Genomic DNA, 16,694 nt, shown 5'->3' with positions numbered 1-16,694 from the left:
GTGATCCGAAGGAGGCTGTTGGCAAGGGAGTACCGGCGTGGACCGCGTGCCGGGGTCCGGTGGGTCGGGGGGAAGACCTTGCCGATGTCCGGTCGCCCGGTCTCCAGTGCCGCACGTCACGCCACCAGGCGCGGGCTCCGCCCTTCGTCACCGGTTTGACGGGTGACGCACGGTGGTGCATGCTGGCTGTAGCCGCCCGGGGCGACGGACACGACATGATCCCCGACCGAGGAAGTGGGGCAGAGCCATGAACAAGGAAGTCGCCATGGACGCCGACGCGGCGGTGAGGCACATGCGCTTCGGCAAGCTCCCCGAGCGGATCCGCAGCGAGGACATGACGGCGGAGGTGGAAGCCACGCCGGGTGCCGGGGGAGACGCCTACACCCCCGAGAACTCATGGAAGTTCTACTCGTGCGTCGCCCTCGACCTGGGCCTGTAGCAGCACCGTTCGGTCCCCTCGGCGCACTCCGGGAGACCGCACCGCACTCCGCGCCGCCCCACGAAGGCCACTATGGAGAAGAGCGCGCGCACCGGGCTGACCACCGGCCCCACCACCCGCCTGATCGACCGGCTGGAAGCGGCGGGGTACGTACGCCGCGCACCGTCCCCCGACGACCGGCGCAAGATGATCGTGGAGCCGGGGCGCCCCCACGCGAGGCCTTCAGCCGAGAATGAGCGGGAGCTTCGCCACCAGGGCGCCCAGTTCCGCCGACTGCGCGGGAGTCGGCGTGCCGCGGCCCGTGCCGATGCGCAGGGCGTCGCTGTCCGAGAACGTGGCGGGGAACGCCGCGCCGGCGACGGCCTCCAGCGCGGTGCGCGCCACGGCCAGCGTTTCCGCGGGCGGTTCGGGGGCGGCGGGCAGGTGGGCCACGAGGTCGAGGTGGTGCAGGGTGCCTTCGAGGACGTACGCCGAGAGGTAATCGGCGACCGTGAGGACCATGTCCTGCGTACGGACCCGGGCGGCCGGGTCCGCGAGACCGGCGGCACGGACGGCGGCCGTGCCGACGTCGTCGATGTGGTGCTTGAGCCAGCGCGGTTCGCCGTACGCCTTCGCCAGCCGTGGGATCAGCGCGTCGAGCGGGTCGTCGCCCGTCGGGGGTTCGGGGAGCAACGTCCAGTAGCCGGGCGCGTCGGCCGTGGCGGGCTCGTCGGCGGGGGTGACCAAGGTGATCAGGACGTCCTGCGCGTCGATGACGAGGTGGCACACCAGGTCCCGGACGAGCCATCCCGTACAACCGGAAGGTTTCCCGAAGTCCTCGTCGGGAAGAGCGGCCACGGCGTCGAGCAGAGCTGTCCAGGAACGCGAAAAGGGATGCATGGGTCCACGCTAGGCCGTGTCCCGCACGCCTCATCCGTAGTGGCGGAGTTGCGGCCACATCTCACCCCAGGCGTGACGGGGCCCCGTACAGACGTAGACGTGACCGCCCGACTCCACGTTGTGCATGCCGTACGGATTGGTGAGACCGGCGGCCACGGCGACGTGCCGGAAGTACCGGCGCAGCTGGGCCTCGTAGCCCGGGGCGTGCTCCGGTCCGGGGGCGACGGCCACGACGGTGGTGGCGGCCGGGTCGCCGGGGCCCCACCACCAGTCGGTGTTGTGGGCGCTCACGGCGTGCGGCAGGCCGGTGCCGCGCCCGAGTTCGTTGAGGGCGCCCGCTTCCCCGTAGTCGGCCGTGTAGATCACCGCGTGTGCGCGCTGCTCCTGCGGCAGCCCGTCCCACACCCGGCTCACGGTGCCGACGAGTTGGGGCCAGCCCAGGGTCTCGCCCGCGTTCGTGCTGACGCCGTACGTCCAGGCGACCGCGCCCGGCGGCAGGACGGGCAGGACGATGACGGCGAGCACCGCGGTCGAGGCCGCCGTCGCGATCATGAGGTCCCGCAGGCGGTCCCGGCGGGCGCGCAGCCACCCGTCGAGCCCGACGGCACCGGCCGCCAGCAGGCACACGTACAGACCGCCCAGGTAGTAGATCTGGGCGCCCGTGGTCACGGCGAACAGCACGAACAGCACGGCGTACGCGGCGACCAGGCACCGCCACAGGGGCCGGCCGGAGCGCCACAGGAAGCGCAGGCCGGCGAACCACACGATCGCCGTGGCGAACCCGGCCGTCGCGAGCTGGCCGACGATCCAGGTGGGGATGTGCCCCGGGCCGCCGTTCTTCTCGTTGAGCGCCCGGGTCATCTCGAACATCGCCCAGTCGTGGTGCGCCTGCCACCACAGGTCCGGCAGCACGAGCAGCACGGCGAGCGCGGCCCCCGCCAGGAGCCACCGGTCGGCCGCCGTACGGCGGGCCGGGCCGAGCAGGACGGCGGCCATCAGGACGACCCCGAAGATCCCGGCGAGGTGGTTGAACTCGGCGCCGATCCCGACGAGCGCCCCGGCCGCGAGCCACCAGCGGGTGTCGCCGGTACGGCCGATCCGTACGACCACGAGCGCGATCCCCGCCCAGGCCAGCACCTCGTACGCCGTCGTGTTGGCGACGTGCGCGCCGCCCAGGAGCACGGGCATGGCGGCGGTCGCGACCGCCGCGAGGAGCTGCGCCCGCCGGGCGCCGCCGAACTCCCGCGCCGTCAGCCCGCCCACGACGACCGTGCCCGCCGCGGCGAGCGCGGGCCACAGCCGCAGCCCGGCCTCCGACACGCCGAACAGCTCCAGCGAGACCCGTGCCAGCAGCGGCGCCAGCAACGGCTGGTCCACGTAGCTCGCCTGGAGGTGCCGGGCGCAGTCGAGGAAGTACAGCTCGTCGATGTGGAAGCCGTAGCGCGTGGACAGCGCCATGAGTACGGCGAAGACCCCGCCGGCGACGGCGAGGACGCGTCGGTCCGGCGGGGGGAGGGAGCCGGCGGCTTCCGTCCGGAGTGTGCCTCTTACGGCTGTGCCCGTCTCGTCCGCCATGTGTGTCCGCCCCCGGTTTTTCGGCATCCCGGGGCCGCCGTACGTGGCCCGGGGCGGCCCGCTCGCTGCGAGCCGCACACACCCTAATCCCGGTTCCTGTCAGGCGGGTTGGGTCGAACGCGGGGAGCACCCGGCAACCTGCCCGTCATCCCGTCGGCGGCCGGTCAGCTCGCGGCGTCCGCCGCCGCGGACTTCTTGCGGGCCCGGTAGGCGGCGGCCTTGTACTTGTTGCCGCAGGACTCCATGCCGCACCACTGCCGTCGCATGCCCCGGGACCGGTCGATGTAGACGCGGGTGCACTCGGGGTTGCCGCACTCCTTCAGCAGGGGCACGTCCGGGCCGCTGAGCAGCTCGACCGTTCGCTGGGCGACGGTGGCCAGGGCCTGGGCGGGCGTCGCCTCGGTGTGCCGGCCCGCCGGGGTGAGCTGAGGCGTCACCGGAAGCCCGCGCGCGGCGGCATTGAGCACGGCGAGTGCCTCGCGGTCGAACCCCTCGCCGAGGCGCCGGCCGGTGATCAGCCGGTAGGCGGCCTCGCGCACGGTGACCGCTGCCCGGACGTCGTCCTCGGTGCCGGGGGTGATCGTGTCCACGAGCCCGGACTCCAGGTACCAGGCGTTGAGCCGGTCCGGAGTCACGAACATCTCGAAGCGCGTCGACCGCCGGGCCCGGAGGGTGGCCGCGAAGTCGAGCGCCGGGTTCCCGCAGACGAAGACATGGTCAAGATTCACGTCACCATTTTGACAGGTGACCGTGCCGAGGTGCAAGAACGCGCCATCGTTCGAGCCGGTACCCCTGCCCGGAGGGGTTGCCCGGTCCCGGCGTGCCGCCACCGGCGACGCGTAGACGCACGGTACTCCGCCCGCGGTCAGGGGTGCGCGCCAGGGCCCTCCCACCCGGCGGCGCCGTCGGCGACCAGTGCTCCGGCCCCCGGACCGGTGGCCGGAGCGCCGGCCCCCACCTCTTTCGTCACCGGTCTAACCGGTGATACTGTCCCGCTCATCCTCCGCCGCACGGTGCCCCCGTGGCTCCCGTTGTCGCCGGTTCCGCTCCTCCCTTCGGCACACGTGTGTCGACACCTCGCCCCGTACGCCCCTACTTCCTGGACGGACGCTCATGAAACGACGACTTCTGACCGCGATCGCGGCCGGTGTGCCCCTGGCCGCGGCGGTCTGGCTGCCGGCCGCCTCCGCCGAGGGCCGGCCGCCCGCATCGACCACGGCGTTCCACTGCGCCCAGCCTCCGGTCGAGGCGCCGGCGGGCGCCGAGGTGGAGTCCGTGACGGCGGTCCGCGACGCGGGCGGAACGATCAAGGGCACCGGCCTTCTCGGCGGCGAGGCCAAGGACGTCCCCGCCTTCTGCAAGGTGACCGTCACCCTCACCCACCCGGGCGAGGGCGACCACGTGACGATCTCCAACTGGCTGCCGGAGAAGGGCTGGAACGGCCGCTTCCAGGCACTGGGCGGCAGCGCCTACCTCGCCGGGGACAACGGTGTCGGCATGGGCAACGCCGTCAGGAGCGGCTACGCGGCGACCACCACGGACGCCGGTGTCGGCGACGTCCTCGACGTGAGCTGGGCGCTGAAGAGTGACGGCACGGTCAACACCACGTCGCTGAAGAATTTCTCCTACCGCTCCCAGCACGAGGCGGCCGTGGTCGGCAAGCAGGCCGTCGCCTCGGTCTACGCCGAGCGCGCCGCGTACTCCTACTTCACCGGCTGCTCCACCGGCGGCCGCCAGGGCTATGCGGAGGCGCAGCGCCACCCCGACGACTACGACGGCATCCTCGCCGACGCGCCCGCGGTCAACTGGGACGAGTTCGAGGTCGCCACGCTGTGGCCACAGGTCGTCATGAACAACGAGAAGACCTACCCCACCGGCTGCGAGCTGGACGCCTTCACCAACGCCGCCGTCAAGTCCTGCGACACGCTCGACGGTGCCGAGGACGGCCTGGTCGATGACCCGTCCCGATGCGACTTCGACCCGCGCCGCCTGATCGGAACCAAGGTCGTGTGCGACGGCAAGGAGCTGACCGTCACCGCCGCCGACGCGTCCGTCGTCCGAAAGATCTGGGACGGCCCGCGCACCACCACCGGCAAGAGGCTGTGGTCCGGCCTCCCGGTCACGGCCGGCCTCAAGGGCCTGGCGGGCACCGCGACCACTCCGGACGGCACCGTCGTGGGCGCTCCCTTCTCGGTCCCGGAGTTCTGGGTCACCAACTGGCTGAAGAAGGACCCGTCCTACGACGTGTCCAAGATCACCTATAGCGAGTTCACCCGGCTGTTCCAGCAGTCCCGGGCCGAGTACGACAAGCTCATCGGCACGGACGATCCCGACCTGTCCGGGTTCCGCAGGTCCGGCGGCAGGCTGCTGACCTGGCACGGCCAGGACGACCAGTTCATCCCGACCCGGGGCACCGTCGAGTACCGCGAGCGGGTCGAGCGGGAACTGGGCGGCACCAAGGCGGTCGACACCTTCTACCGCGTCTTCCTGGCCCCGGGCACCAGCCACTGCGGGCTCGACGGCCAGGACGGTTCGGCAGACGGCCTTGCCGCGCTGACCGCCTGGGTCGAGCACGGCAAGGCCCCCGAGACGCTGCCCGCCACCCTGATCACCGCCGACGGCAAGCCGGTCGAGCGCGACCTGTGCCGTTATCCCGAGATGCCCCGCTACAAGGGCCACGCCCCCGGCTTCCGGTGCGCCGTCCCGTCCCGGCACTGACCGGCCCGGTGGCGGCGGTGCGTACCGGTGGTGCTCATGCGGACAGGCCGTTCAGCGGCAGCTCCACCAACCCGTACGCCGCCACCGCGAAGGCCGTCGCGACCGCCAGAGCCGCCAGGCGTTCGCGCCACGAGCGGCCCAGGCAGGGGAGTACGGCGAGGAGGACGAAACAGGCGGTGGCCTCGGCGGCGTAGTGGAGGGTCCAGGCGTAGTGGATGCCCTCCATGCCGAAGACCCCGGGGAGGGCGGCCAGACCTGTGATCCGGCGGCCGGGGGTGCGGCCCCGGCGCCACCAGGAGCCGGCCAAGCCCATGAGAGGCCCCGCGACGCAGGCCAGAGCCAGCCAGACCAGGGGGAAGAACGGGCTCCCCATGCCGTCGCGGCCGAACTCCGCATAGCCGTAGTAACCGACGACGAGGCACGTCTCGGCCAGCAGGCCGGCCGGCACCGGCGCCCGGGCCGACCCGCGCCGGGCCAGTGCTCCCGCCGTAAAGGCGGCCACACACCACACGGCCCCCGAGTTCGCGATCTGGCCCCAACTGCCGGGAAGCCACCCCTGGGTCAGGTTGGTCAGGATCCCGAAGAGGAGCCCCCCGGCCGCCGCCAGGAGAAACGGAAGCAGCGGACGCGCCCACTCCCTGCGCTGCGCAGGCTCTTGTCGGGGCGCCGCGTATGTCATGTCTCGCCTTCCTTCGGAGTGCCGGTCCGAGCACTATACGCAATATGTATACACGCGATGTATACACGGCTGCTGTCCAAGGTCAGGAGGTCGCCCGTGCCTCGGCATCACCCGATTGGAACGTTCCTTCAGGGGGCGGGAGTCGTTGGGGACTCTGGAATCCCGTAAACGATCACGATCGAAATCGGCGCAGTGGGGGCCGACGGCCGGCGTGGCTACAGGAGGTATGGAATGTGCTCTCTGCTGGAGAGCTTCTTCGACACGATGGACGAGCTGCATGTCGACTTCCGCAGACGCCTGGAGGACATCGAACGGGAGGCGTGGCCCGCCCGGGTGCCGAGCGCCGGCACCGAATGCGCGCACACTTCGCACGCGGACAAGTTCGAGGAGATTCGGTACCCGCTCGGGCTGCGACCGCTCTGGACCGACGAGTACCCGTCCGCCGAGCCCGTGCGGACCGGCGAGGAGAAAGGGTTCTCCGGCCCCTTCGCTCCGCTCTTCGGTGAACCGCCCCACGCAGAAACGATCGTCCGCGTGATGAAGAGGCAGGCAGGAACGATTCGCCGCGCCTAGACCAGGCGGTCGGCCTTCCCGTCAGTTATGAGGAATACAGAGACTTTGACGAAGCTCATCGCAACCGTTCTGTTCACCACGGCATTCGTTCTGGGCACGGCGATGGCCGCCCCATCGGATCTGACCGACTCCGCCGCCCACTTCATGAAGGACGAGGCCCCGTAACCCGGACGAGGCAGATACGAACAGCACTCGCCTACAAGGCAGTTGACCGACGTGCCGACGCGGACCGCACCCGTGGCGGCACGGCCGGCGGCCGGCCCACGACTGAGTTGCCGGGTGCACGGAACGGCGCGATGCTGGTGGCACAGGCCATTTCGAGAATTCCGCAACGTGCGATCGAAGAGCCCGCTCGGCCGCAGGGAATGCGCACCGCACCGGCGGCCCGACCACACCCGTCGCGGATCTCGTCCGGTGGGCACCGACACCCAAGAACCGGTGGGTCATCACCGACCACACGCTCACGCTGGGCCCGATGGAGCAGCGCGCCATGGAACTGCTGCTCGTCGTCACCGACGAGGTGGGCAGCGAAGCCTTCGCACCCCTCCAGATCGCCCAGTACCGCGACGAGCGGCCCGTCGGCGGCATAGCCGTGATCGTGCGAGGCGGCTGAACGCGTCGAACTCCGCTCCTTATCACCCGAGTCGACCTCTCGGCGTCGCCGAAGCCCTTGTGACGGGCAACAGCCGGAAGACCGACCTGCTTCCCCTGGGCGCGGGGATGGAGCACCGGCTGTACGGTCGCGTCCGCCGCGCTCCCTGCCCACAGTGCGGTAGCCCCCGGGAGGCAGAGCCGGTGCAGCATGACTCTTTCCCGCCGACGGCCCTGGTCGCGCCAGGCGCCGCGCCTTGCCGGGGCGCCGTAGCTCCCCGGCCTGTCATGGCCGTGGCGAGGCCGCAGTCAGGAGAGTGCGCCCAGCCTCGGTGAGCTCGTACACGGCCGTGCGGCCGGCCCGGCTGCAATCGACCAGCCCGGCGTCCCGCAGGATTGCCAGGTGTTCGCTGGCCGTCGGAACGGAGACGTTCACCAGTGCGGCCACCGCCGTCGTCTGCAGCGGCGTGGTGAGCGCGGTAAGAATTCTCGCCCGGGTCGCGCCCAGGAGACGGTGGAGGGATCTCGGGGTGGGGGGTGCCGCCCATAGGTACCGTCCGGACGCCGGGTAATAGATGGCCGGAGTCCATCGGTCCGAGGTGGTGCATTGCACCCGGTCGGTGATGAACAGCGACGGAACGAGGATGAGCCCCTGCGGGCAGTCGACGTCGATGTCCACCGGCTTCTCGACGGTGACGGTGTCGTCCTCGCACGCCGCGGAGGGGTGCAGGCGCGGAAGGACTGCGCGTAGTCCCTCGCGGTTTACCTGGATGGCGCGGTCCAGCAACTCGGCACGCAGCGCCTGCCGCATGCCCACCCACTCCGGTTCCACCACTGTGTCCCAGAGGCGGCGCAACGCACCGGCGGCCTCGGACCTGGCTCGCTCGGGGTCGTCGAGCAGTCGGCGGCCCATGGCGGCTCCGCGTCCCCGCACGGCGTCGACCAGTTCCGCGTACGTCTGGTCCGCCGGTGCGGAGAGGAGGGCATCCATACCTTCCTCGAACGTGGGCTCACTGGTCATCGGCGAGGGGTCGAGGAAGTCGGGCCGATACGCGCCGTCGGCCATGAAGACGGTGAGCGCCCGCAGGTCCGGGTGCGAGAGATGGAGGTGGCGACGGCGAAGCCACGGACGGAACATGGCGTGACGCCGCGGTTCGGTCAACAGCTGCGCAAGACTGACCACTTCGTGGATCGGTGACATCGCCCACCGCACACTCGCAGCGCCGGCACCCAATCGGTAGCGGATCATCCCCGCATTGTTAGGCCACCGCCGAAGTGAGCGCGAGCAGAACGGCCGAACCCTGAGACTCGGGCCATGACCGACACGGAATCGAGTGCCCGGCGTTCCCAGCAATCCGAGCGAGCCCGACAGACGCGAACGATCCGGCTGGGCGTCGGCGGATCGACCATCGAAGTCCTCGCCGCTCCGGCGGAGACCAGCGGGACGGTGAGCATCTACCGGTGGCGCATGTCGCCCTCCAGCCGCGGACCTGCCCCGCACTTCCACACGACCTTCAGCGAGACCTTCATCGTGGAAGAAGGCGAAGTCGACTACTTCGACGGGCAGGCATGGCGAACACTGCGGCCCGGCGACACCGCGCACGCTTCGAGGGGCGACGTCCACGCCCTGCGGAAGGAACGCGCCGAACCAGCCACCCTCCTGATGGCACTCTCGCCAGGTGTGCCCCGGGAGGAGTACTTCGCACAGCTCGCCACCATCAACGAGGAGGAGTTGAGCCGGCTTCACGAAGACCACGACAACCATTTCGTCGACGCCGACGAGCGGTGACGGCGGCGCGCCCCGTCCACTCATGCCGGACAGGCGCCCTCGGGCGCCCCTCGGCAGGATCGCCACAGGATGACGCAGCTCAGCGAGGACGGACGCGGACACAAGGGCGCCGGTGTCCGTACGGGGCCACCGCTTCGAGAGGCCGGCCTCGGAGACGCCCAGCGCGGTGGGCGTCCACGTGGGCGGCGAGGGCCTCGCGGGCCGGTTCGGCGACGAGCGGCATGGATCGCCGCGTTCGGGGCGCGACTGGGCCCGCCCGTCAGAGCCGGGAGAGCTCGTCGATCAGGTCGTCCAGGCCCAGGGAGCCCTGAGAGAGGGCGGCCATGTGCCAGGCCTTCAGGTCGAAGGCATCGCCCCGGCGCTCCATCGCCCTTTCCCGGCCGAGCAGCCAGGCCCGTTCCCCGAGCTTGTAGCCGATCGCCTGCCCGGGCATCGTCAGATAGCGGATGAGCTGGCTCTCCACGTAGTCCGCCGGGCGGCTGCTGTACGCGCCGATGAACTCCTGGGCGAGGCGGGGCGTCCACCGCTCACCCGGACGGAACGGGGAGTCGGCCGGGATGTCGAGCTCCAGGTGCATGCCGATATCGACGATCACCCGGCAGGCGCGCATCATCTGCGCGTCCAGATAGCCGAGCCGTTCCTCGGCCTCCTTCAGGAATCCGAGTTCGTCCATCAGACGCTCGGCGTAGAGGGCCCAGCCCTCGATATTGGCGCTGACCATGCCGACGGTCGCCTGGTAGCGGGAGAGGTCTCCCGAGACGTGTATCCACTGGGCGAGCTGGAGGTGGTGGCCGGGAACGCCCTCGTGATACCAGGTGGACACCAGGTCGTACACCGGGAAGCGGGTCTCGCCCATGGTCGGCAGCCAGGTGCGGCCGGGCCGCGAGAAGTCCTCGGAGGGCGGGGTGTAGTACGGGCCTCCGCCGCCGCCGGACGGCGCGATACGGGACTCCACACGCCTGACCCGGTCGGCGAGTTCGAAATGCGTGCCGTCCAGGGCGTTGATCGCCTGGTCCATCAGGCCCTGGAGCCAGGCACAGACCTCCTCCTCGCCCTCGATGTGCCGGCCGTGCTCGCGCAACCCGGCCAGCGCGGTCCAGGGGGTGTCGGCGCCGGGGAGGACGCGTTCGGCCTCGGCCCGCATCTCGGCGAGCAGACGATGGAACTCCGACCAGCCGTAGGCGTACGCCTCGTCGAGGTCGAGGTCGGTGCCGTTGTAGTAACGGGCCCAGCGGGCGTAGCGCTCGCGGCCGACGGCGTCCGGGGCGCCTTGCACGGCGGGTTCGTACTCCGCGCGGATCCAGTCCCGCAGCCCGGCGACGGCGGCAGTGGCGGCACGGGCCGCCTCGTCCAGCTCACCGCGCAGAGCGTCGGGACCACCGGCCGCGAACTCTTCGAACCAGCCTCGCCCTTGGCCGTCGGAGTCGACCCACTGATCGAGCTGACCGGCGAACGTGGCGGTGGGGCGGGGAGCCGCGTACAGCTCGCGCCGCAGACCGAGGGCCAGGCACTCGCGGTACCCGGCCAGCGCCCGGGGCACGGCCCGCAGGCGCTCGGCGACGGCTGCCCAGTCGTCCTCGGTCCGCGTCGGCATCGCCGTGAACACATCACGGACGAAGTGCGGCGGCGTCGCTATGTTGCCTACGGCGCGCAGGTGCTCACCGGCGTCGTGAACAGCGAGTTCCGCAGTAAGGCGTTCGCGCAACAGCCGAGCGCAGCGGCGTTCGGACCCGCTGTCGGCACCGGGCAGGCGCTCGGCCTCGGTGAGGCGAGCGAGGGTCTCCCGCGCGAGGGCCGCGAGGCCGTCCGCACCGGCCGGCGAAGTGTCGGGCAAGCGGCCGGCACTCTCCGGCACACCGAGGAAAGTACCCGTGATCGGGTCAAGCACGATGAGGGCGTCGACGTATGCGTCGGCGACTTGACGAGGAAGCGGGTTGTCGATCTGCGTCATGTGGTCATCCTTACGCAGAAGCCGACGCCAGTCATCGGTCGTCCCGAGGTCCGCGAGGCCGCACCGCGAGGGCAGGCACCCGCCCCTGCGACGTGATGAGTCAGGCGGAAACCACCCAGGAGCAAAGGGAGGTTCGTACGGGCCAGTATGTTCAAATGGCTCTGGCCAGAGCTTTGTTGTGTGAACCGAACGTGCCATCGCGTGAAGGAGATCGTGTGTTCCCCAGCGGGTCATTCGAACAGGGAAAGCCGCACCCGGCGCGGGTCTACGACAGCCTCCTCGGTGGCAAGGACAACTACCCGGTGGACCAAGCCGTCGCGGAAGGCATCGCCCAGCGCTGGCCGGAGATCCAGCGCAGCGCGCAGCAGAACCGGGCATGGATGGCGCGCGCCGTACGGCACATGGTGAAAGAGGGCGGTGTCACACAGTTCCTGGACATCGGCACCGGCATCCCCACCCGGCCCAACCTGCACGAAATCGCTCAAGGCATGGCGCCCTCGGCCCGGATCGTCTACGTGGACAACGACCCCGTGGTGCTGCGGCACGCCGAGGCGCTGCTCACACCGATATCACCGGAGGGCCGCTCGACCTATTTGCAAGCCGACTTGCGTGACCCGCGCGCGGTACTGGAATCACCCGAGGTGACCGAGACACTCGACATGACACGTCCGGTGGGCCTGGTCCTGGCCGCGATCCTTCACTTCCTCGACGAAGAGGAGGACCCGGCGGGCGTCCTGCGGGTTCTCGTGGACGCACTTCCGGCCGGATCGTATGTCGCGTTGTCCCATGCCTGTGGTGACGCGGACCCCGTCAGGGCAGCGGAGGCATCGGCCTTCTACCGGCAGAACAAGGTCTCCAAGCCCGTGGTGCTGCGCACTCAGAAGCAGATCGAGGCGTTCTTCACGGGGCTGGAACTGCTGGAGCCGGGCGTAGTGCCCGTCGACCGCTGGCGCCCGGACGCATCGGTGCCCGAGGGGCCTGACGACATGGGATTCCGTGGCGGCCTGGGCCTCAAGCACGGAACTGCCTGAGGGGTGAAAGGCGTCGCCACCCCCTTCTCCCGCGGCGGAAGCAAGAGGGAGTGACCGTGGCTGACGAAAGGCTTGATGCCGAGTGGCTTCGCGGCTGGTGCAGGCAGGCGGACGCGGCGCTCCCGAAGCTGATGGAGGCGTTCCACGCACGGCATGGCTTCGAGCCCGGCAGCAACGTGGTGGTGCGCGCTTCGGCGGCGAGCCATCAGGCCACCGAGGCGCTTGTGGAGCTGACGCCCATCCCCTCGGACCTGACCACGATGTACTGGGTGATCGCTGAGGTCTCCTTGCCCGATGTGGAGAACGGCTGCTTCGTCCACCCGGCCGCGCTGGTCGCGGACCACTTCCGCGCGTACGGGGCCGTGCAGATCGACGGGGAAGAGCCTGCCCTGGTATTCGCCGGCGACGGGAGCGGCCATCTGTTCGCACTGGCAGACTCCGGACGGGTCTGGAGGTCGACCACCGCTTCGTGGTCCGACCAGTTCGACCTTGCTGCGGCCGGCCTTCAGGACTTCTTCGAGGGGCTTTCCCGGCAGATCACCCGCCATGGCTGACCCCTACTCGAAGGGAGAACCGGCTCAAAGCGGTGAGGTGCCGCCACGTTCGCGTGTGTGGCACGCCTTCGACGTACGCCCGGCCACCGCGCGGTTGGGTACGTGCCCGGACGCCGCTCCGGCTGCCCGGGCACACCCCAGCGCGGGAGGCGGGCCTGAGCTCACCTCGCTGTCATCAGGGGCAGCCGCCGCCGTCCCGCTGGACGAGGGCCGCCGCCCGGGCGGCGGCACGTAACCGGCGCTCAGCGGCTGGGTGGGCGCTGCTGGGTCGAGCGCCAGGTCGAATACATGACCATGCCCACGCTGGTGACCGTGGTGAAGGCAGCCGGCCCGGCGATGGCGAACACGCAGGCCGCCACCGTGAGCAGGACGACGAATGCGATCAGGTCCAGCACACGCCCCCTCATCGAGGCCGGCGTGCTCGCCGGGCGCTCGGGTGCGGGACGGATCATGTCTTCCCCGGCGACGGGTGCGGAGGATGCTTCGGTGGTCGGGGTGATGTCGTGGTTTCTCATGTCCACCAGTGGAGCGCTGCCTCAGCCCCGTCCCGCCACGGACCGAATGGTCTCGTGCGTACGCGAACGATGCTGCTCACGCGCCGTACACCGCCCCTGTTCGGCCGAACAGCGAACCCGTTCGCAGCTGTTCGGCAGTTTTCGGTGCCGCCCCGCGCAACCGGACCTACCGTGGTCCTCACGCATCGTCAGGGGGCGCACGTGACGGAACCGAGAAGCGACGCCGTACCACCGGTCCCGACCGAATACGAGCAGCAGTTGCGTGCCTTCGCCGAGCAACTGCGCCATTTGCGCATCTCCTGCGGCAAGCCCTCACTGAGCCAGATCCGTAAGGCGGCATCGAGCTCGCGGCCCCTGTCGACAGCGGCCGTCAGCGAGGCATTGGCGGGCAAACGCCTGCCGAGCCGCGACTTCCTGATCGAGCTGGTGCGGACCCTGCTCGCCTTCGAGGACGGCCGTGCGGTGCGCAGAGACGACGCGCGGGTCGAACGGTGGCGCAACCGGTGGGTAGAAATCCAGAAGGCCAAGGACCGCTACAAGTCGCCGTCACACGCGGAACCGGAGCCGCCGGGACCAGAAGGACCGGACAGCTCAGAAGGACGAGGCGGACCAGACGGATCGCAGGAATCACACGGATCGCAGGAATCAGACGGATCACAGGAATCAGACGAATCACGCGGATCAGAGGCGCACGCCGAACTCGTTACCGCGGCTCAACTTCCCGACCTCATCCGCGAACGGGACGCGCTCGCGAAACGCGTGGCGTTCCTGGAGAACGCTGCCGCAGCAGCACGACACGCCTCGGACGCCGAGGTCGCCGAGATCGAAAGCCTGCTCCAGCGCGCAGGACAAATGCGCGGCATCGGCGCGTTGCCGCAGGCCGAGCAGGACTACTGGGAGGCCCTCGACCTCGCCACCCGGCACCGGGCCAGACGTCAGCAGGGCTGGGCCTGGGACGGACTGGGATCATGCCGCTGGCGAGGAGACGACCACGAGACAGCACTGACGTACTTCACCCGGGCCTACGTCGTCGCCCAGGACATCAATGACTTCTCGCTGCAGGCATGGTGCCTGTACAACCTCGGCCTCTACTGGCGCCGTGCCCACTCGCCCGCAATCGCCAAGAACTTCTTCGAGCAAGCCTTGACGGTGGCGAACGAGCATCGCTGCTACGCAGCCGCAGGCTGGACCCATCGCGAAATGGCCGAACTGGCGCGCGACCAGCAAGACCCCGAACGAGAACAGAAGCACTACACGCAGGCTGCGCAAGCCGGTCTTGATTCGGGGAACGGCTCTTTCGCAGGACACAGCCTCGTGCTGCTCGCCCGTTGCACGGAACGCGAAGGCGACCACGGACAGGCCCGCGAGCACTACATGCACGCCGTGGACATCGGTGAACAAGGCGGGCACCGGAGTGTGATCCGGGAAGCCCAGGAAGGCATCGAACGCCTCAGCCCCTGAAATAGCGCTCAGCCGCGCCCCTCAGACGCCTGGCCATCCGTCACTTCCCAACCGGCCCGCCCCGACCCCGGCGGCTCTCGCTTGCGACCTTCCACCCGCGGGACTCAGCCCGATGCCCGACACTCGCTCGATCACAGCCGTCCGGGGGCGCCGCCGCGCCGCCACCGACCGGACCGCCCATCTCCAGGCATGCCGACTGCTCTCCGCCCCGTCAGGCCGGTTTCGGCGGGTACGGCGCGCGGTGGCGCAAGGCCCCATGCGTTTTCCTCACCGCCCGCTGACCCGCGCATGCGCTACGCCAGACGCCTCGGCGTGAAGCGTCCGGGGGGCAGCCTCAGTGTCCCGCATGTGTCTTGGGGCTGCCGGCATGCTGTCCGGGTTCGACGACGACGAACTGACCCATCATTCCGTGGTCCTCGTGGTCCAGCAGGTGGCAGTGGTACATGTACGGGGTGTCCGGATCGGCGGGCCCGTCGAACCGCAGCACGATCTTCATGGTGATTCCCATCGGTACTGCGACGGTGTCCTTGCGACCACGCAACGCGGGCTCGGGCTCGCGGCCGTTCACCTCCAGCACCCTGAACTGCACGTCGTGGACGTGGAAGTTGTGGGTCATGTCACCGCCGTTACGCAGCGTCCATGTCTCGGTCGTCCCTCGCGTCACGACGTCGTCCACCCGGTCCATGGCCATCGGTTTGCCGTTGATGCCCGACCTGCGCAATTCGAAGAACCTTCCCTGTGTGGTGTCCTTGGGGTCCGGCAGTTCGAGCTTGCCCAGCTCGGCCGGGAGCGCGGGCGACGGGCGCAGCCGCTGCGCGGCGCGCAGTTCCATGACGTCGAATGAGTCGTCGCCGCCGTTGAACCGTTTCTCCCAGGCCCCGCCCTCGCGCCATGGATAGCTGCGCAGCACGGTCCGCTGGCCCGGCCGCATCCGGACGACGATCTCAGCCCGTTCGCCGGGGGAGAGCTGTACTCGGTTCATCGGCGTCGGTTTCTCGAGCAGCCCGCCGTCGGTCCCGATGAGGTCGAATGGACGGTCGTCGTCGAAACCGAAGGTGTAGATGCGGGCGGTGGAGGCGTTCAGCAGCCGCAGTCGGACGCGTTCGTCATCAACCTGCAGATACGGGTCCAGCGTGCCGTTCACCAGTGTCTGCTTTCCCAGGAAGCCGGTGTTGGCGAGGAAGGCGTGGTCGTGGTCGAAGCGTGACCCGTCGAATGTGACGTCCTGGACGATGACCGGGACGTCGTCCACGCCATACTTGGCGGGCAGCTTCAGCTGCTTGGAGCGTGCGTCGTCGAGGAGGAACATGCCGGCCAGACCGCGCTGCACCTGGTCCTCGGTCGCCCCGTGAGGATGAGGGTGGTACCAGAGCGTGGCGGCCGGCTGGTCGATCTTCCAATGAGGGGCCCACTCTCCGCCGGCCGCCACCATCTGGTGCGGCCCGCCGTCCATCGCGGCGGGCAGGTGCATGCCGTGCCAGTGCACGCTGGACGCCTCGTCCAAGGCGTTGCGCACCCGCACCTCGACCCGCTCGCCGCGCTCGGCGCGCAGCGTCGGCCCGAGGTAGCTGCCGTTGAAGCCCCAGGTCGGGGTTCGGACGCCGTCCTTGAACTCGGTCGTGCCCGACTGCATCCGCAGGTCGAAGACCCGTGTGCCGTCCGCTTCCACGGTCGATTCCGCCAGGGGCGGCACAGCCAGCGGCCTGCTGAACCGGACTTTCCCGACGGTGTTGACGTCGGCCCGCGTCCACAGCCAGGCGAAGCCGCTCCCGATCGCTGCTACCAGCACCGCCAGCACCACCGTGAACGTGATGAGTACGCGTCTCAGCCGCCGTCGTCCCCCGCTTTTCTCCATGCCTCTCAGACTCCCGCCGGGGGAGGGCCCGGCACATGAGGAAGATCCCTGACAGACCCCTGACAGGTCCCTGGCTCGACCCCG

General features: G+C 70.0%; 16 protein-coding genes and 1 pseudogene. 9 read left to right on the top strand and 8 right to left on the bottom strand.

Annotation, left to right across the window (positions count from 1 at the left end; genetic code table 11):
* Positions 1-247: 247 nt before the first annotated feature.
* A complete protein-coding gene (locus ACFZAT_RS31210; RefSeq protein ID WP_391268913.1) occupies positions 248-439 on the top strand; it encodes a hypothetical protein in 192 nt (63 codons plus the stop codon).
* A gap of 72 nt (positions 440-511) precedes the next feature.
* A pseudogene (locus ACFZAT_RS31205) lies at positions 512-613 on the top strand (MarR family transcriptional regulator); the annotation flags it as partial.
* 48 nt (positions 614-661) lie between these two features.
* Here ACFZAT_RS31205 and ACFZAT_RS31200 read toward each other — a convergent pair.
* From ACFZAT_RS31200 to ACFZAT_RS31190, 3 genes are all read right to left on the bottom strand, one after another.
* The gene (locus ACFZAT_RS31200; protein WP_391268911.1) at positions 662-1,318 is read right to left on the bottom strand and encodes a maleylpyruvate isomerase N-terminal domain-containing protein; all 657 of its coding nucleotides are present in this window, start codon (positions 1,316-1,318) and stop codon (positions 662-664) included.
* 30 nt (positions 1,319-1,348) lie between these two features.
* Entirely contained in the window at positions 1,349-2,776 is a 1,428-nt protein-coding gene (locus tag ACFZAT_RS31195) for a glycosyltransferase family 39 protein (RefSeq protein ID WP_391268909.1), read from the bottom strand.
* A gap of 281 nt (positions 2,777-3,057) precedes the next feature.
* The gene (locus tag ACFZAT_RS31190; protein WP_391268907.1) at positions 3,058-3,621 is read right to left on the bottom strand and encodes an ABATE domain-containing protein; all 564 of its coding nucleotides are present in this window, start codon (positions 3,619-3,621) and stop codon (positions 3,058-3,060) included.
* A gap of 385 nt (positions 3,622-4,006) precedes the next feature.
* Here ACFZAT_RS31190 and ACFZAT_RS31185 point away from each other — a divergent pair, with 385 nt between their 5' ends.
* The gene (locus ACFZAT_RS31185; protein ID WP_391268906.1) at positions 4,007-5,611 is read left to right on the top strand and encodes a tannase/feruloyl esterase family alpha/beta hydrolase; all 1,605 of its coding nucleotides are present in this window, start codon (positions 4,007-4,009) and stop codon (positions 5,609-5,611) included.
* 34 nt (positions 5,612-5,645) lie between these two features.
* Here ACFZAT_RS31185 and ACFZAT_RS31180 read toward each other — a convergent pair whose 3' ends face one another.
* Positions 5,646-6,290 (bottom strand): DUF6518 family protein, encoded by a 645-nt coding sequence (locus tag ACFZAT_RS31180; RefSeq protein WP_391268904.1) that lies wholly within the window; start codon positions 6,288-6,290, stop codon positions 5,646-5,648.
* Positions 6,291-6,521: 231 nt separating this feature from the next.
* Between ACFZAT_RS31180 and ACFZAT_RS31175 the strand changes: the two genes are divergently transcribed.
* Complete coding sequence (locus ACFZAT_RS31175; protein WP_391268903.1) at positions 6,522-6,863, top strand: hypothetical protein; 342 nt, start codon at positions 6,522-6,524, stop codon at positions 6,861-6,863.
* Between the two features lie 475 nt (positions 6,864-7,338).
* A complete protein-coding gene (locus ACFZAT_RS31170) occupies positions 7,339-7,476 on the top strand; it encodes a hypothetical protein (RefSeq protein WP_391268900.1) in 138 nt (45 codons plus the stop codon).
* A gap of 264 nt (positions 7,477-7,740) precedes the next feature.
* Here ACFZAT_RS31170 and ACFZAT_RS31165 read toward each other — a convergent pair whose 3' ends face one another.
* Positions 7,741-8,703 carry a DUF5937 family protein gene (locus tag ACFZAT_RS31165; RefSeq protein ID WP_391268898.1) on the bottom strand — a complete coding sequence of 321 codons (963 nt, stop codon included), beginning with the start codon at positions 8,701-8,703 and terminating at the stop codon, positions 7,741-7,743.
* Between the two features lie 66 nt (positions 8,704-8,769).
* Between ACFZAT_RS31165 and ACFZAT_RS31160 the strand changes: the two genes are divergently transcribed.
* Positions 8,770-9,243, top strand: a complete 474-nt coding sequence (locus ACFZAT_RS31160) for a cupin domain-containing protein (RefSeq protein WP_391268896.1) — start codon at positions 8,770-8,772, stop codon at positions 9,241-9,243.
* A gap of 259 nt (positions 9,244-9,502) precedes the next feature.
* On the opposite strand, the gene ACFZAT_RS31155 is transcribed toward ACFZAT_RS31160, so the two are convergent.
* Positions 9,503-11,194, bottom strand: a complete 1,692-nt coding sequence (locus tag ACFZAT_RS31155) for a DUF885 family protein (RefSeq protein WP_391268895.1) — start codon at positions 11,192-11,194, stop codon at positions 9,503-9,505.
* Positions 11,195-11,409: 215 nt separating this feature from the next.
* On the opposite strand from ACFZAT_RS31155, the gene ACFZAT_RS31150 reads away from it, so the two are divergent.
* Positions 11,410-12,225: an SAM-dependent methyltransferase gene (locus ACFZAT_RS31150; protein WP_391268893.1), complete on the top strand. Its 816-nt coding sequence runs from the start codon at positions 11,410-11,412 to the stop codon at positions 12,223-12,225.
* 56 nt (positions 12,226-12,281) lie between these two features.
* A complete protein-coding gene (locus ACFZAT_RS31145; RefSeq protein WP_391268891.1) occupies positions 12,282-12,779 on the top strand; it encodes a hypothetical protein in 498 nt (165 codons plus the stop codon).
* A 242-nt stretch (positions 12,780-13,021) separates the two neighbouring features.
* Here ACFZAT_RS31145 and ACFZAT_RS31140 read toward each other — a convergent pair whose 3' ends face one another.
* Positions 13,022-13,294 (bottom strand): hypothetical protein, encoded by a 273-nt coding sequence (locus ACFZAT_RS31140; protein ID WP_391268890.1) that lies wholly within the window; start codon positions 13,292-13,294, stop codon positions 13,022-13,024.
* 201 nt (positions 13,295-13,495) lie between these two features.
* Between ACFZAT_RS31140 and ACFZAT_RS31135 the strand changes: the two genes are divergently transcribed.
* Positions 13,496-14,755 carry a tetratricopeptide repeat protein gene (locus tag ACFZAT_RS31135; RefSeq protein ID WP_391268889.1) on the top strand — a complete coding sequence of 420 codons (1,260 nt, stop codon included), beginning with the start codon at positions 13,496-13,498 and terminating at the stop codon, positions 14,753-14,755.
* Positions 14,756-15,089: 334 nt separating this feature from the next.
* Here ACFZAT_RS31135 and ACFZAT_RS31130 read toward each other — a convergent pair whose 3' ends face one another.
* The gene (locus ACFZAT_RS31130; protein WP_391268887.1) at positions 15,090-16,610 is read right to left on the bottom strand and encodes a multicopper oxidase domain-containing protein; all 1,521 of its coding nucleotides are present in this window, start codon (positions 16,608-16,610) and stop codon (positions 15,090-15,092) included.
* Positions 16,611-16,694: the final 84 nt, after the last annotated feature.

This window comes from Streptomyces sp. NPDC008163 (genome assembly GCF_042956885.1).
In the GTDB taxonomy this organism is placed as follows: Bacteria; Actinomycetota; Actinomycetes; order Streptomycetales; family Streptomycetaceae; genus Streptomyces; species Streptomyces drozdowiczii_A.
The sequence above is the reverse complement of the archived record's forward strand: the minus strand, read 5'-3'. Positions and strand labels throughout refer to the sequence as shown.

Excerpts from the sequence above, each read along its gene's own strand:
- ACFZAT_RS31165 (WP_391268898.1), bottom strand. The coding sequence starts at position 8,703 with ATGATCCGCTACCGATTGGGTGCCGGCGCTGCGAGTGTGCGGTGGGCG.
- ACFZAT_RS31170 (WP_391268900.1), top strand. The coding sequence starts at position 7,339 with ATGGAGCAGCGCGCCATGGAACTGCTGCTCGTCGTCACCGACGAGGTG.
- ACFZAT_RS31130 (WP_391268887.1), bottom strand. The coding sequence starts at position 16,610 with ATGGAGAAAAGCGGGGGACGACGGCGGCTGAGACGCGTACTCATCACG.
- ACFZAT_RS31160 (WP_391268896.1), top strand. The coding sequence starts at position 8,770 with ATGACCGACACGGAATCGAGTGCCCGGCGTTCCCAGCAATCCGAGCGA.
- ACFZAT_RS31175 (WP_391268903.1), top strand. The coding sequence starts at position 6,522 with ATGTGCTCTCTGCTGGAGAGCTTCTTCGACACGATGGACGAGCTGCAT.
- ACFZAT_RS31185 (WP_391268906.1), top strand. The coding sequence starts at position 4,007 with ATGAAACGACGACTTCTGACCGCGATCGCGGCCGGTGTGCCCCTGGCC.
- ACFZAT_RS31195 (WP_391268909.1), bottom strand. The coding sequence starts at position 2,776 with ATGGCGCTGTCCACGCGCTACGGCTTCCACATCGACGAGCTGTACTTC.
- ACFZAT_RS31180 (WP_391268904.1), bottom strand. The coding sequence starts at position 6,290 with ATGACATACGCGGCGCCCCGACAAGAGCCTGCGCAGCGCAGGGAGTGG.
- ACFZAT_RS31200 (WP_391268911.1), bottom strand. The coding sequence starts at position 1,318 with ATGCATCCCTTTTCGCGTTCCTGGACAGCTCTGCTCGACGCCGTGGCC.
- ACFZAT_RS31210 (WP_391268913.1), top strand. The coding sequence starts at position 248 with ATGAACAAGGAAGTCGCCATGGACGCCGACGCGGCGGTGAGGCACATG.
- ACFZAT_RS31155 (WP_391268895.1), bottom strand. The coding sequence starts at position 11,194 with ATGACGCAGATCGACAACCCGCTTCCTCGTCAAGTCGCCGACGCATAC.
- ACFZAT_RS31140 (WP_391268890.1), bottom strand. The coding sequence starts at position 13,294 with ATGAGAAACCACGACATCACCCCGACCACCGAAGCATCCTCCGCACCC.